The 15,351-nt window shown below is 36.2% G+C and carries 11 protein-coding genes; 9 read left to right on the top strand and 2 right to left on the bottom strand.

Translation table 11 applies throughout. The annotated features are described in order from the left end of the window. Positions 1-13 precede the first annotated feature (13 nt). On the top strand, positions 14-2,623 hold the full coding sequence (locus tag V7S76_RS09445; RefSeq protein WP_459509848.1) for a transglycosylase domain-containing protein: 2,610 nt from the start codon (positions 14-16) through the stop codon (positions 2,621-2,623). A gap of 8 nt (positions 2,624-2,631) precedes the next feature. Next, positions 2,632-3,531: an oxygen-dependent coproporphyrinogen oxidase gene (gene hemF, locus V7S76_RS09440; protein ID WP_459509847.1), complete on the top strand. Its 900-nt coding sequence runs from the start codon at positions 2,632-2,634 to the stop codon at positions 3,529-3,531. Positions 3,532-3,567: 36 nt separating this feature from the next. Here hemF and V7S76_RS09435 read toward each other — a convergent pair whose 3' ends face one another. Further along, complete coding sequence (locus tag V7S76_RS09435) at positions 3,568-3,969, bottom strand: hypothetical protein (protein WP_459509846.1); 402 nt, start codon at positions 3,967-3,969, stop codon at positions 3,568-3,570. 57 nt (positions 3,970-4,026) lie between these two features. Continuing rightward, positions 4,027-5,112 (bottom strand): o-succinylbenzoate synthase, encoded by a 1,086-nt coding sequence (locus V7S76_RS09430; RefSeq protein WP_459509845.1) that lies wholly within the window; start codon positions 5,110-5,112, stop codon positions 4,027-4,029. 91 nt (positions 5,113-5,203) lie between these two features. Here V7S76_RS09430 and lpxK point away from each other — a divergent pair, with 91 nt between their 5' ends. From lpxK to mnmE, 7 genes are all read left to right on the top strand, one after another. Beyond that, positions 5,204-6,238, top strand: coding sequence for a tetraacyldisaccharide 4'-kinase (lpxK, locus tag V7S76_RS09425; RefSeq protein WP_459509844.1), 1,035 nt, complete (start codon positions 5,204-5,206; stop codon positions 6,236-6,238). 26 nt (positions 6,239-6,264) lie between these two features. Continuing rightward, positions 6,265-8,235 (top strand): putative porin, encoded by a 1,971-nt coding sequence (locus tag V7S76_RS09420; protein ID WP_459509843.1) that lies wholly within the window; start codon positions 6,265-6,267, stop codon positions 8,233-8,235. A 25-nt stretch (positions 8,236-8,260) separates the two neighbouring features. Then, a complete protein-coding gene (locus V7S76_RS09415; RefSeq protein WP_459509842.1) occupies positions 8,261-8,794 on the top strand; it encodes a gluconate 2-dehydrogenase subunit 3 family protein in 534 nt (177 codons plus the stop codon). A gap of 11 nt (positions 8,795-8,805) precedes the next feature. After that, a complete protein-coding gene (locus V7S76_RS09410; protein WP_459509841.1) occupies positions 8,806-10,512 on the top strand; it encodes a GMC oxidoreductase in 1,707 nt (568 codons plus the stop codon). 4 nt (positions 10,513-10,516) lie between these two features. After that, positions 10,517-13,438 carry a PD-(D/E)XK nuclease family protein gene (locus tag V7S76_RS09405; protein ID WP_459509840.1) on the top strand — a complete coding sequence of 974 codons (2,922 nt, stop codon included), beginning with the start codon at positions 10,517-10,519 and terminating at the stop codon, positions 13,436-13,438. A gap of 178 nt (positions 13,439-13,616) precedes the next feature. Next, positions 13,617-13,901 (top strand): SCP2 sterol-binding domain-containing protein, encoded by a 285-nt coding sequence (locus V7S76_RS09400; protein WP_459509839.1) that lies wholly within the window; start codon positions 13,617-13,619, stop codon positions 13,899-13,901. Further along, positions 13,901-15,265 carry a tRNA uridine-5-carboxymethylaminomethyl(34) synthesis GTPase MnmE gene (gene mnmE / locus V7S76_RS09395; RefSeq protein WP_459509838.1) on the top strand — a complete coding sequence of 455 codons (1,365 nt, stop codon included), beginning with the start codon at positions 13,901-13,903 and terminating at the stop codon, positions 15,263-15,265. Before V7S76_RS09400 ends, mnmE begins: the two co-directional genes overlap by 1 nt. Positions 15,266-15,351: the final 86 nt, after the last annotated feature.

Genomic DNA, 15,351 nt, shown 5'->3' with positions numbered 1-15,351 from the left:
CTCAAATTACCTTATGCTTGATTTGATCAAAAGAACTTATTCCAATGGCAAAACTCTACTTCAGAGACTTAACATGGTTGTTAGTAATTTCCTTTTACGTCTTTTATTAAAAATTTTAGGCGAAAGAAATTACACACGTTTGTTGGGTTATTGGGCCATGGGGGATTTTTATATCAAAACTCAATTCAAAAAAATTGAGCTTTTTTATGATGCCCATGTAGATAAAGATTCCGCGTATTATCTACCCATTTTACGAATTTGGAAGATTACAGGTAAAACAGCCATTTTTGTTTTGGTCTATTTGTTTGTTATAGAGACCAATTTTCTGTGGTTAACAGGTGAAATGCCTGGCGTAGATGATTTACAAAATCCTAAATTATCGCAAGCATCTGAAATTTATTCAGCCGACGGAGTGCTTTTGGGTAAGTTTTTTGCTGAAAATAGAACACCAATTCGCGATTTCAATAATCTTTCACCGCATTTGGTTCATGCCTTAGTGGCCACCGAGGACTCTCGTTTTTATGAACATACTGGTATTGATTTTCAAGCTTGGTTAGGAGTAGCGGTAGGAATTGTAAAAGGTGGTGATCGTGGGGGAGGAAGTACCATTTCTCAACAATTGGCAAAGAATTTATTTAAAACCAGAACCAAAAAAAGTTTTGGGAAAACAGGTTTTCTGGGTTATTTACCTTTGGTGAATAAATTGATTTATAAGTCGAAAGAATGGGTGACCGCCATCAAATTAGAACGTTTTTATACAAAGGATGAAATTGTTTTATGGTATTTAAATACGGTTGATTATGGCAATAATGCTTACGGAATTAAAGTAGCAGCTAAAACGTATTTTAATACTTCTCCGGATAGCTTATCGATTCAAGAAGCTGCCATTTTGGTTGGTTTACAAAAAGCGACCACTACTTACAATCCAAAACGCTATGTGGGTAAACCTTTGGAACAAAATAAGGCATGGAAACGAAGAAATGTGGTGTTAAGCCAAATGGTAAAGGCAGGTTATTTGAAAAAATCAGCTTATGATTCACTCGCTCCTTTACCCATTGTTTTACATTCCAATGAGGAGTCGCCTTATGATGGAACAGGTAATTATTTCAAGGTAGCCGTTGCAAAATACATCAATGAATGGGCGAAAGCGAACGACTTGGAAATTGATTTATACCGTGATGGATTGAAGATTCACACCACGATTGATTCTAGAATGCAAATTCACGCCGAGGAGTCGGTTGAATTAGGCATGCGTTCTATTCAAAGATCTTTTGATAACCACTGGGCAAATCAAAATCCTTGGGTAGATGAACATGGAATGGAAATTCCTGGTTTCATAGACACAGTGGCAAAACGCACCGATTATTATAAATCCCTAGTCAATCGTTTCCCTAATCAAGCTGATTCGGTCAATCATTACATGAAAAATGTTAAACGCAAGATGTGGGTGTATTCTCGAAATACTTTGGGCGAGGAAGAACAAACCATGAGTGCCTACGATTCGATTCAATATTACAAGAAATTTTTACAATCGGGTATGATGACATTGGATCCATACACCGGTCATATCAAAGCCTGGGTAGGAGGATTGGATTTTAAATACTTTAAATATGATCATGTAAAACAAGGCAAACGTCAGCCAGGATCAACTTTCAAGCCTTTTGTGTACACTGCTGCCATTGACGGCCCCAAGGATTTGTCGCCTTGTTACATGATGAAAGATGAACCTTTTGAATTAGAAATTGAGGAAAAGGGAGAAAAGAAAATATGGCGACCAGGAAATGCAGATGGCACATTCTCTTATAGCATGATGCCCATCAGAAGAGCCTTGGCCAAAAGTATCAACTCAATTACCGCTAAATTGACCAATGAGGTTGGGCCAGATACGGTCATGTATTATGCTCAAAAAATGGGAATTAAGAGCCCATTAAAACCTGTCGCTTCCATTGGATTAGGCTCTTTTGATGTTTCTTTATACGAAATGATAGGAGCCTATTCGGCATTTGTGAATGAAGGAATTCATGTCGAACCCATGTTGGTGACAGAAATTGAAGATCAAAATGGTAAAACTTTACAAACTTTTGAACCCGTATCATTTCGAGTTATTCGAAAAGAATCAGCTCAATTAGTCCGTTCCATGCTGGAAGGGGTTGTGTATGAAGGTGGAACAGGAAGTTCATTGCTTTGGAATGAGGGAGAGGTTTTATTACCAAGCAGTAATCGATATGCACCTGCATTTGCTGCGAAAACAGGTACTACTTCCAATCACTCAGATGGTTGGTTCATTGGAATGTCACATAATTTAATTTCTGGAGTTTGGGTGGGTGGAGATGATCGTTCGATTCACTTTCGGACAGGTGCCTTAGGAGAAGGATCAAAAACAGCCCTGCCGATTTACAAACGTTTCATGATTAAAGTTGTCAATGATCCCGCTTTGGCCATGTATAAACCTGTTCCGTTTGATAAATTAGATAAACGAGTGGTGAAGAAAGATTTTAATTGTCAAAGTGCTTATAGTACTTTGCCGGATTCCTTGCAAGTTTCTGACGCGGAATTAGATTCCATGAATGCCCTTTTAGGAAATCAAGCGGAAGGTGTAATTGATTCTACTCAAAATCCATAAGAGCAATCATGAGAAAAGAATTTATTGCTGAATATTTCAAAGGATTACAAGATCAAATTTGCAAAGGCATTGAAGAAGTAGATGGATCAGCGCGTTTCAAAGAAGATAATTGGAAAAGGCCAGAAGGAGGAGGTGGACGTTCACGTGTTTTAGTGAATGGAAATATTTTGGAAAAGGCAGGAGTGAACTTTTCGGCAGTTCATGGACCCTTACATCCCAAAATGGTTACCAGCATGAATATGAAAGAAGAAGTTGATTTCTTCGCCACTGGTGTTTCGATTGTCATGCATCCGGAAAATCCTTGGGTACCCATTATACACATGAATGTTCGGTATTTCGAATTAAGCAATGGGGAACATTGGTTTGGTGGAGGTATTGATTTAACACCTCATATCATCATTCCTGAACAAGCTAAATGGTTTCATCAACAATTAAAGAACGTTTGTGATCGATCGGATAATAATTATTATCCCAAATTTAAAACATGGGCAGATGATTATTTCTTTAGTCCCCATCGAAATGAAACACGAGGAGTAGGAGGAATTTTCTTTGATTATCTAAAAAGTGAATCCATTGATGAAAAGGTAGCCAATTTTGATTTTGTCAAATCTGTAGGAGAATCATTTGTTCCAATTTACAGTCATTTAATGCGTGAAAATGCGATTCGTCCTTTTGGTAAATCTGAAAAAGATTTCCAATTATTACGGAGAGGTAGATATGTAGAATTTAATTTAGTCCACGATAGAGGTACAAAATTTGGTTTGGAAACCAATGGCCGCACAGAATCAATTTTGATGAGCCTTCCGCCATTAGCTTCCTGGGAATACATGTACGATGAAAATGCCTATCCAGAAGGTAAAAAGACTTTGGCATTATTGAGAAAAGGAGTGGATTGGATAGGTAATTGATTATGTAATATTTAATTCATACCTCATAATTCATAATCATACTTCTTCCTCCCACACCACTTTAACTCCCTTGGGAGTCATTAATAAAATACGGGTAGGGGAAGGTAATAAGACTAAACGTGCACCAACAGCAGGATTTTCGATCCATTCTACTTCAACTCCTTCTTTTTTGCCAATCTCTACTTCACCATCTTCTGTTTCTACAAATTTCTTGGCTAAATAAGCAGTAGGTAATAATACGTCTGATTCTGGGCAATGTTTCAAATGAACTTTCTCTAAAATATCTTCCAATTTATCGCCATATTTTTCGTTGAAATCATCTTCTAAATCATGTAACAGTTCTTCTACATCATCATAAGAATCGTCTGAATAACTTAATTTACTTAATTCTAATCTTTTCTCTAAAATGGCAATCATGGCCGAATCAATCGTATTCATTTTTCTATTGTGCTTGTTGCTTAATAATATGATGCAAATATAATGTAAAACCTGAATTTATTCTGCAAATGGACTTTTTCTATCCACATTGGAATTAAATTTAATTTGACCTTTGTCAATACTTAAACCGCTTTCGAAATTATTGGTATAAAGTTGACCCGTTCCCAATCCTTGGGGCATTGGATTGTCATAATTCGCAGTAAACTGCGCAATAGCTTGAAGTCCAATGTTGGATTCAAGTGCAGAAGTGATCCACCACTTAATTGGACTATTTTTTGTCAATTGAATCCATTGATCTGTATCATGGAATCCACCTAATAAACTAGGTTTAAGGATGATATATTCTGGTTGGATGCTATTTAACAATTCTTTTTGCTCTTCGATATTTCGGATTCCTATGAGTTCTTCATCCAATGCAATTGGGATGATTTTCTGACTCACCAATTTGGCCATTTCCTTCCACTGCCCTGCTTTTATGGGTTGTTCAATGGAATGTAAATCGAAACAAGCTAGTTTTTTTAATTTTTCTTCAGCATTTGCTGGTTCAAATGCACCGTTGGCATCAACTCGTATAGTTAATTCATCTTTTGAAAATCTTTCTCTTAAATGTTTTAATAAAGATAATTCTGTTTCAAAATCAATGGCGCCAATTTTTAATTTCAAACAAGAATATCCTAAAGCCAATTTATCCTCGATCTGTTTCTGCATAAATTCCGCAGAGCCCATCCAAATTAATCCGTTAATGGGTAAGGATGATTCCCCTGTAGAGAATGTATTATCAAAATAAATGCCATTTTTCTGCATCAAAAAATCTCTAATAGCCATTTCGATGGCCATTTTGAAGGAGGCTTGTTCAATGGGATGGCCGTTTAACCAATCTGGGATTTCTTCTAATTTATGGGGTAATTCGACAACTGAAATTTGATTTACTACCTGCTTAAATGCATCGATGCAATTATCTTCAAATTCAGGACTAAGTCCTTTTAAAGGTCCAGCCTCACCAATTCCACTAATTGTTGGATAATCTGCATGACTGATTTTGATAAAATAGGAATTTTTATGAGTTAAGATTCCCCTTGAAGTTCCAGCTTCAAAATGAAAGTCCAAACAATGTTTCTTTATTTCAAATTTCAGTTTCGTCATTTTTCTTGAATTCTTTTCAAAGTTACAGTAAAAGCAAGATGAATTTCAATCTAAATTGATTTATCCATTTTCAATGTGTAATTTAGTAAACATGTCAATTGTCAAAAATCTCTTTTTGTTGATACCGAGTCTGCTCTATTTCGTCATAACAACGATACGAAATAGACTATATGATCATCGATGGCTGAAATCTCATTCATTTAATCAACCTAAAACGATAGTTATTGGGAATCTTGCGGTAGGTGGAACCGGCAAAAGTCCTACAGTTGCTTTTTTATTGAAAAATTGGTTTTGGGATGATAAATTGGCAGTTTTGAGTAGAGGATACGGTCGTAAAACCACGGGTTTTCTTTGGGCAGGACCTTCTTCTACGGCATTGGATTTAGGAGATGAATCAATGGCTTATCATGTTCAATTTCCTGCAATTCCTGTTGCAGTAGGAGAAGATCGAGTAAAGGCGATTCGTCAAATGAAAAAGGATCAGTCGGATTTAGCGTATGTTGTTTTAGATGATGCATTTCAGCATCGGAAATTAAAAGCTTCTTTATCAATAGTTTGCACGACTTTTCAAGAACCATTTTTTAATGACCATTTATTACCCATAGGTCGATTAAGGGAATCAAGACATGGCATTCAACGAGCAAAAGCTTTGATTGTTACTCGTTGTCCCAATGACCTAAGTATTGAAACAAGAACGTCATTTATACAGGCTGTCAGACAATATGCTAAAAAGGATTTACCTGTTTTTTTTGCGGGTATTCATTATGGAAAACCGGAAGGAATAGATTCAGCATCCATTCTTCAATGGCATCTTATCGCCGGAATTGCCAATCCTACTCTGTTTTTCCAAGAGGCTGAAAGTTTAGGGAATATTTTGTCAAAACATTCGTTTGCAGATCATCACAATTTCTCTCCAACGGAATTAATACAATTGAATGAAAAAGCTTTAGGGATGCAAACGGATGAATCATTTTTAACTACGCACAAAGACTACGTTCGTTTACAATGTTATTTTGAACAATATCCGGCTTTGGCCCGTAAGCTTCACTACCTTCCTATGGAAATGTATTTTTTAGATGGAGATAAAGGATTTTGGGCATGGTTAGGGACAAAATTAGGGAGATAATCCACTTAAATAATTACCTTTGCACGGTGAAAAATATACTTCTTTGTATCTTCTTTTTGGTTTCTTCCACTGTGCTTTACGGACAGTTTCCTTTGGATGGGAATTCTCCAACGAATTCGACTACCAATAATACTGGCTTCCCAGATCCGAATGCACCTAAAAAGCCTTTGACCGGTAAAGGTTCTAAAACAGGTCGCGCTGCCATTGATGACTCTACCCGACAAATTTATGGTCCGAATACCATGTATTACTTCATGGAATCGGATATGCTCAATTCCGTTGAGGCCAAAAGAAGAGTAGACACCACCTTGCATTTGTTTCAACGCTATTTATACACGGATAAATCGGGTTTTTTGACCCAAAATTTAGGAAACCAAGGAACGGCTGTTCGCCAAGTATTTATACAGCCAAATCCAGATTTGGGCACTTCTTTAGGTTATAATGCCTACATGCCTTATGCCTTCTCCGCTGAAAATATTCGATATTTTAATACCAAATCCCCTTATTCAGAAGTGGATTATAATTTAGGTGCTGGTGGACAAACGAATTTAAATTTTTCGTTTGCTCGAAATGTTGATTCTCTTTGGAATTTTGGATTCGAGTTACAACGATTAGTGGCTGATAAAGTTCTAACTGATTTAGCCTACAAACAAGGGGATCAAAGTTTATTGGGTCAATGGGGGATTGTTTTTCATAGTAATTATCGAACAAAAAATAATAAATACAGACTTCTAGCCCATATCAACTATTTTGATCAAGGTACAAAAGATCAAGGTGGCTTGAAATTAGTAAATAATCAATCGGAATTAGATGCCTTAAAGTACATTGATAATGCGGCATTATTAGCTAATTCAGGCTCAGAATCAAATGATCAATTTCTGAAATTCCATTTATATCATGAATTTATTGGATTTAAAGGTTTGCAGTTTTTTCAAAAAATAGATCTGGGAAATAGAACTGTCAAGTTTAGAGATAAGGATTTTACGAATAACCTAAGCAATCATTTTTATCCCAAAACCTATATTAATTACATCCAAGCCCCTGCTAGTGATTCCCTTTACAATGAAAATAATTGGTCGGAATATAGCCATCAAACAGGTATAAAAGGTGTATATAGGGAATTCACCTATCGTACCTATTTGCGCCAACGTTTTTGGAATGTTACAAATCCTTTGACGAGCGATTCGAAAAATCGATTAGAAAATTATGTTGGACTTTGGTTGCATCAAAACTTTTCAAAAAACATTGATTTCACAGCAGACGGTGAATATTTAGTAGGTTCCGATTATCGATTAAGAGCTAATTTCGAGTCGCCTTGGTTTCAAGCTTCCATTCAACGAACCTCCACTAGTCCTAGCATTGCGAATAATTGGGTCTACAATACTTCTTACCGTTGGAACAATGATTTTAACAATGTTTTGTTTGATCAATTGAATGGAAGTCTTCGTTTGAATTATAAAAATGTGTTTCTGAATCCATTTGTGACCATTCAGCGCATTAGTAATTATACCTATTTTGACACACTTTCAACAGCGAAACAAAGCTCAGAGGCAATTGGAGTTTTTCGTACAGGGGTAGACGTAGGAGGAAAGTGGGGTAAATTATCTTGGTTTGCGAAGCTTTATGCCAATACACAAACTGGACCTGATGTGATTCGTATGCCTAATTTACTTGCGGATGTTAATTTAGCGCTAAATGTCCAATACAAGAAACTTTTGTACATGCAATTGGGTATTGATTTACATCATCAATCTTCTTATTATGCAGATGCTTACCAACCGGCTATACAGCAATATCATTTGCAAGACCAGTTTAAATTGCCCGGATTTGTACAAGCTGATGTGTATGTAACCATGCGTATCAATCGAGTTCGTTTGTTCTTTAAATTTGCGAATGTCAACCAAGGACTTTTGACAGATAATTATTATACCAGCTACTTACATCCTGCTATGGGTAGATCTTTTGGCTACGGGGTACGTTGGTTGTTATTTGATTAATTTTTGACCTATTTTTATTTAAACTATGAATGATTTTTCAAGAAGAAAATGGCTAAAAGGGATGGCTTTGGCCACTTTGGGTTCTGTTGTATTTTACGATTTACAAGCTAGCAATCAGCAAGTTTTTCAACTTAAATCATCTTTTGAACTAAGCAAGGATGAAGAAAGCATGTTAAATTTTTGCATGGATATTATTCTGCCTGAATCTAAGATTCCAGGTGCTATTAGTTTGGGTGTTCCGGTTTTCGTCAAAACAATGGTTCAGGATTGTTACGATCTCAAAGCTCAATCGTCTATCAAGAAATTTTTGGGAGCCTATGCAATGGATTTCAAAAGTATATACGCCAAATCCATCGAGCAAGCAAGCGTTGCGGAAAAAGAGCAATTTTTGTTTCAAGTGGCTAAAGGTCAATTGGGTGAAACAAATCAGAAGGCCTTAGATACGATAAAAGGATTAACTATTCAAGGATTTATGAGTAGTGAAAAGATTATGACAGAACAATTAAATTATGTCATGGCTCCTGGATTCTTCAACGGATGTGCAACAATTAAAAAATAAACCTATCATTTATGAATATTTTAACAAATGCTGAAAAACGCACTTATGGTGCCATAGTGATAGGTTCTGGAATGGCGGGTGGTTGGGCTGCCAAAGAATTTAGTGAAAAAGGAATCAAAACATTGGTCCTGGAAAGAGGTAGGAAAGTGATTCATAATGAGGATTATCCAACCACATTAATGAATCCTTGGGAATTTCCTCATCGCGGCAGATTAACTGCCGAAGAAATCGCCGAAAATCCAATCATTAGCAAATGTTATGCATTTCGAGAAGATGCTAAACATTTTTTTGTGAAGGATAAGGAACAGCCCTATGTGCAAGATAAACCATTCGATTGGATTAGAGGATATCAAGTGGGAGGCAAATCCTTGATGTGGGCTCGTCAAACGCAACGTTGGTCTCAATTAGATTTTGATGGTCCGGAAAGAGATGGATTTGCCGTAGCATGGCCTATTTCTTACAAAGATATTGATCCTTGGTATTCTTATGTGGAAAAATTTGCAGGTATTTCAGGTAATAAAGATGGCTTAGCGGCCTTGCCAGATGGCGAGTTTCTTCCACCCATGGAGTTGACATGCGTCGAAAAGCATTTTCAGCAAGAAATCAAAAAGTTATATCAAGATCGACATGTCATCATTGGTCGATGTGCTCATTTAACTCAACCTCAAGACATTCATTACCAACAAGGTCGTGCACAATGTTTGGGCAGAAATTTATGCCAAAGAGGATGTCCTTATGGCGGATATTTTAGTGCCAATGCAAGTACATTGCCTTGGGCAGCGAAAACAGGAAATATGACTTTACGTCCAGATTCCATCGTTCATTCCATTATTTATGATGAAAAAAAGTCCAAGGCCGTAGGCGTTCGTGTCATTGATGCTCACACCAAAGAAATGGTTGAATACTATGCCAAGGTTATTTTTGTGACGGCTGCAGCGATGAATACCAATGCAATTTTATTGAACTCAATCTCCGACAGATTCCCGAATGGTTTAGGAAATGATTCAGGAGTTTTGGGGAAATATGTGGCATTTCATAATTATCGTGCCTCTATCTCAGCAGAATATGATGGGTACTTGGATTTTAAATCGGAAGGAGGAAGACCGAATTCTGGCTATATTCCAAGATTTAGAAATTTACACCAACAAGAAACTAACTTTCTTCGTGGTTATGCAGCAGGAATGAATGCTGGTCGTTCTAGCTCTACCAATCGGGAAGGTTTAGGAGAGTCGCTTAAAAATTCCTTATTGAATCCGAAATATACCAATTGGCATGCAGGCTCCCATATGATGGGTGAAACCATTCCAAAAGAGTCGAATCAAATTACTTTGGATAAAATTAAGAAGGATGAAAACGGCTTGCCAATCATTCATTTTGATGTCAGTTATGATGAAAATGATGAAAAAATGATCAAGGACTTTTTTGAGCAATTTACGGAGATGTATGCCAAAGCTGGCTTTACCAATATTAGAACATGGGATTCCCATCAAGCTCCCGGTTTAGATATTCATGAAATGGGTGGTGCAAGAATGGGAAAAGATCCCAAAACTTCTATCCTGAACAAATGGAACCAAATGCACTTGGTGAAAAATGTTTTTGTTTCAGATGGCGCATCCATGACCTCCACTTCTACTCAAAATCCATCTTTGACTTATATGGCATTGACGGCTCGTGCAGTCGATTATGCAGTCAAAGAAATGAAGAAAGGAAATATCTAGAACCATGAAATCTTTTTTGAGAAAAACTGCTGAGTATCTATTCGAACAATATGAATTGGAAAATATGCACAAATTGTGTATTGTTTTACCTTCTCAGCGGGGAGTTTTATATCTAAAAAAAGAACTGGCTAAATTAGGAGAAAAGCCTTTTTTATCTCCTAAAATATTGACTATTGAGGAGTTTTCGTTAGAAATGACTCAAATGGAATTGATAGATCCCACTCAACTTTTATTGCAAGCATTTGATGTTTTCAAAGAAGTAGATGCCCAAATTGATTTTGATCGATTTATCTCTTGGGGTGCTATGATGTTGAAGGATTTTGATACCATTGATATGTATTTGGTGGATCCTGCACAATTGTTTTCTTTTTTGTCTGAAGCAAAAGCTATTGAACGTTGGGGGAAAGAATACGGTATTGAAGATTCAAGTACCTTGATAACTCCCCATACCAAGGCCTATTTTCAACTATATGATCATTTGCTAGAGGTTTATGCCCGACTTCAAACCAAACTCAAGGATTCCAATTTGGCTTATCGTGGGATGGTTTATCGACAATTGATACAGCAATTGGAAGCAGAGCAAGAGTTACTTATTCACTTTGATCAACTATTTTTTGTCGGATTCAATGCTTTATCCAAGGCAGAAGAAGAAATGATTCGTTTATTGATACAACAAGGAAAAACACAAACGCTTTGGGATGTGGATGATTTGTATATCAAAAATAAATACCATCGAGCGGGAAATTGGCTAAGGGATTATTCCAATCCTGCTTCTAAAAATCATTTATCCAAAGGTCCTTTTCAATGGATGGGTAATGATTTGAGTAATGAACCTAAAAAACTTGAAATTATAGGTTTAGCCAATCCAAGTGCCCAAATTTATGCGGCGCTTGATATGATAGAAAAATGGCAAAATGAGCATGGAGATCAAGAACAAATTGCCTTGGTTTTAGGTGACGAATCTTTGTTGGATCAAGTGTTACAATATATTGGAAAATACAAGGATCGATTAAATATAACTATGGGTTATTCCATTAAGAAAACAGCTGTTTTTTCTTTGTTGGAGTTATTTTGGGATTTATGGAAATATTCCTCTGATGGAAAGTTTGCGACAGTCAAAGTAGATAAATGGATGCAGCATCCTTTGATTTTGACTTACTTTCAACATTTGAAAAAAAAATCAGGGAACAAATCGAGCCAATTATTGACCGATACCATCAAAAAACAATCTATACGAATTTCATTAGCCGAATTAGAAGCATTATTCACTCAAATACCTGTATTAGAATCTTTCTTTTTTCCGCATGATATCGCTTTTCCAAGCCTTTTAGAAAAGATTCAAAAATTCAGTGATACCCTAGTTCGAACCATTCCTGAAGATAATTGGGATGAACAAGCTGAGGCATTATTGATTGTTCATGAATTGGCAAGAGTCGTGTTGGATTTAGTGAAAAATCGTTCTGATATTTCTGTTAAGAGTGGAAAATTGCTTTTTACCCAATTGTTGCAACAAAAGAAAATCAGTTTTGAAGGAGCAGACGTTAGAACATTGAACGTCATGGGTTTATTGGAAACGCGAACCTTGGATTTTGATCGTGTCATTGTAATGTCTTTAAATGAAGGAAGTTTACCAGGGAGTAGAAAACGAGAAAGTTTGATTCCTTTGGATATTGCCAGCATGAATGCCTTTGCTCTGCCAACATTTACCCAAGCGGACGCCGTTACATCTTACCATTTTTATCGCCTTTTACAAAGACCCAAGGAAATAGTTTTCACCTATGTTTTGCCCTCTGAAAAGTCGAACATCAAGGAAATGAGTCGATTTATCAAACAAATCAAAAACGATTGGCCCAAGGCAAATCCGCAATTGGAATTGATTGAATCTCAAGTTGAATTTGAAAAATCGAATAATAAACCTGTTTTAGATAAACCGACTGGAATAGTAAAAACCAATGAAATGTTGGCTAAAATCCTTCGAAAATTAAGTGAAAGAGGTCTTTCTCCTTCTGCGGTTAGTACTTTTTCCACTTGTAGTTTAAAGTATTACTATACTCAGGTCGTCGGAATAAAAGTAGAGAAAAATCGAGACGAGGAGATGGGAGCAGATGTTTTTGGAACATGGGTTCACAAAGTGTTGGAAATCGTGGATAAAGAAATTTTAGAAACGAAATCGGGAATCTATGCAGATGATGATGTCGACCAACGAATAGCTAGCTTAGATGGTACTTTGGAAGATGCCATACAAACTATTCAAGCTACTGAAGGTCATTTTGAGATGGAAAAAGGATTTAATTTTATCCTTAAATCGGTAGCTAAAACGCTTTTAAGTCTCTATTTTAAACAATCTAGGCATTGGGAAGAGCAGTCGGTGAAAATCTTGGCTTTGGAACAAGAATTAACAAGTTCTTTAAGCATTCATATGGATGATCAAGATGTCTTAATTAAAGTTCAAGGTCGAGTGGATCGCATGGATTTATTAGGAAAAAATACATTACGCATCATTGATTATAAAACAGGGAAAGTCGAAACGAAAGATTTGAAAGTAGCCGGAACCTTGATGGATGAACTAATTAATCCCGAATTAAAAGGAAAGTTATTTCAACTTTGGTATTATAAATATTTGATTATTAAGGAGTTAATGTTAGAGGTTTCGGATCGAAAAACCTTTTTAAAGGATTTTATGATTCAGGATGTTGATTTCCAACCCGGAATTATTTCTTTCCGAAATTTCAAGGAAAAGGTATTGACAGCCAATTTGAATTTTGAGGCAGGAGAAAGTATTGAGCAATTTATCCAACAATCCAACGAAGTAATCAAGCACTGGGTATTACGTATTTTAGATAAAAATGAGCCTTTTGAAAAAACCAGTATCATTGAAAATTGCCAGTATTGCGATTTTAAAGTGATTTGTGGGAGGGAGGTTTGATAAATTATCAGTTATAAGTTTTTAGTGATTTATAATCTAGAATATCATAAAAAATTAAGAAAATCTGTAAAGGTTTCCCTCAACTTAAACTAATAACAACTTACTTATTACTAAAAACTAATAACTAATCACTAATACCTAAAAGCTATTTACTATTTTTGCACAAAACAAATATCAAATGACTTTCGAAGAAATCAACGAACGAATCAAAACGCAAGCTGCACAAAGAGGTGGTTTGGGTGTATCTTTTAAATTTGCCTTTCCAACGGGTATCATTGTTGTAAAAGCAGATGGTGAAGTAGTGAATGAAAATATTGATGCAGATTGTACTATTGCAACAACTGAGGAAAATTTTTCAGCTATTTTATCAGGCGATTTAAATCCAATGATGGCAGTTATGTCAGGGAAATTGAAAATTTCAGGTGATATGACGGTTGCCATGAAGTTACAAAACCTTTTGTAATGGATTTTCAGGATACCATTGTTGCCCTTGCTACTCCTCAGGGTGTAGGTGCTATTGGTGTGATTCGTTTATCGGGTCCGCGAGCCATTGCATTGGTCAACTCGGTATTCAAAGGTAAAAATTTGGATAATCAAGAAGGAAATACCATCCATTTTGGACGTATAGTAAAGGGAGAAGAGATTTTAGATGAAGTATTGATTTCTCTTTTCAAAGCTCCCAAATCTTATACAAAGGAAGATGTGGTGGAAATTTCTTGTCATGGATCTCACTATATTCAAGAGAATATCCTACAATTGTTAGTGGAAAAAGGTGCTCGATTAGCTCGTGCGGGAGAATATACCCAACGAGCTTTTTTAAACGGTGCATTCGATTTGGCTCAGGCAGAAGCGGTGGCTGATTTGATTGCCTCGGATTCCAAAGCTGCTCAGCAAGCTGCAATGCATCAATTGAGAGGTGGCTTCTCTAAAGAATTAGCTTTATTGCGTGAACAATTGATTCATTTCGCCTCTTTAATTGAGTTAGAATTGGATTTTGGTGAAGAGGACGTTGAATTTGCGGACAGAGATGATTTGAAATTATTAGTCAATCAATTAATTGCTCAATTAACACCTTTAATAAGTTCTTTTAAAACAGGTAATGCTATCAAAAATGGTGTTTCAACTGTCATTATTGGAAAGCCAAATGCAGGTAAATCAACCTTATTAAATGCCCTTTTAAACGAGGAAAAAGCCATTGTGTCGGATATTGCGGGAACTACTCGAGATAGCTTAGAAGATGAATGGATTTTGGGTGGAGTTCGATTCCGATTGGTGGATACCGCTGGATTAAGACAAACAAGCGATGTTATAGAAGCCATAGGAGTGGAGCGCACACAAGCTTGGGTAAAGAAGGCACAATTGGTTCTGTACATGGCGGATGCAAGTGTAGAAACTCCATCTAGTATCCAATTGATACTTACTGAATACCATGATTTAGAAGTGCCATTGATTTTGATCATCAATAAAATGGATTTAGCCAATGATGCAGAAAAACAATGGCAAGGTATTCATGAAAATCAAGTTGTAATTTCCGCCAAAGAAAAAATCAATTTACCTGCATTGGAGCAAATATTGTTAGATGCTGTAGGTATTCATAACTTGAATCATCAAGGTACCTTAGTGACCAATATTCGTCATTACCAAAAGCTATTGGAAACGAAAGATACACTCGAACAAGTTCTAAATGCTTTACAATCTGGACTTACGGGAGATTTGGTCGCACAAGACTTACGCCATGCTCTTTATCATTTAGGAGAGATCACTGGGCAGATATCTAACGATGATTTATTGAAGAATATCTTTGGGAAGTTTTGTATTGGAAAGTAAAATTCTATTTGAAGCTTATAGATTGTGATTAGAATAATCTAATTATTTGAATAATTTTCTATATTCTTTGTACTGTTTTTTTTATT

The sequence above is a fragment of the Aquirufa sp. ROCK2-A2 genome, assembly GCF_054558485.1.
This window is presented reverse-complemented; position numbering and strand designations above follow the sequence as displayed.

Coding starts and splice junctions, on each gene's coding strand:
- V7S76_RS09400 (WP_459509839.1), top strand. CDS start 13,617: ATGACTTTCGAAGAAATCAACGAACGAATCAAAACGCAAGCTGCACAA.
- mnmE (WP_459509838.1), top strand. CDS start 13,901: ATGGATTTTCAGGATACCATTGTTGCCCTTGCTACTCCTCAGGGTGTA.
- V7S76_RS09445 (WP_459509848.1), top strand. CDS start 14: ATGCTTGATTTGATCAAAAGAACTTATTCCAATGGCAAAACTCTACTT.
- lpxK (WP_459509844.1), top strand. CDS start 5,204: ATGTCAATTGTCAAAAATCTCTTTTTGTTGATACCGAGTCTGCTCTAT.
- V7S76_RS09435 (WP_459509846.1), bottom strand. CDS start 3,969: ATGAATACGATTGATTCGGCCATGATTGCCATTTTAGAGAAAAGATTA.
- V7S76_RS09430 (WP_459509845.1), bottom strand. CDS start 5,112: ATGACGAAACTGAAATTTGAAATAAAGAAACATTGTTTGGACTTTCAT.
- V7S76_RS09410 (WP_459509841.1), top strand. CDS start 8,806: ATGAATATTTTAACAAATGCTGAAAAACGCACTTATGGTGCCATAGTG.
- V7S76_RS09415 (WP_459509842.1), top strand. CDS start 8,261: ATGAATGATTTTTCAAGAAGAAAATGGCTAAAAGGGATGGCTTTGGCC.
- V7S76_RS09405 (WP_459509840.1), top strand. CDS start 10,517: ATGAAATCTTTTTTGAGAAAAACTGCTGAGTATCTATTCGAACAATAT.
- hemF (WP_459509847.1), top strand. CDS start 2,632: ATGAGAAAAGAATTTATTGCTGAATATTTCAAAGGATTACAAGATCAA.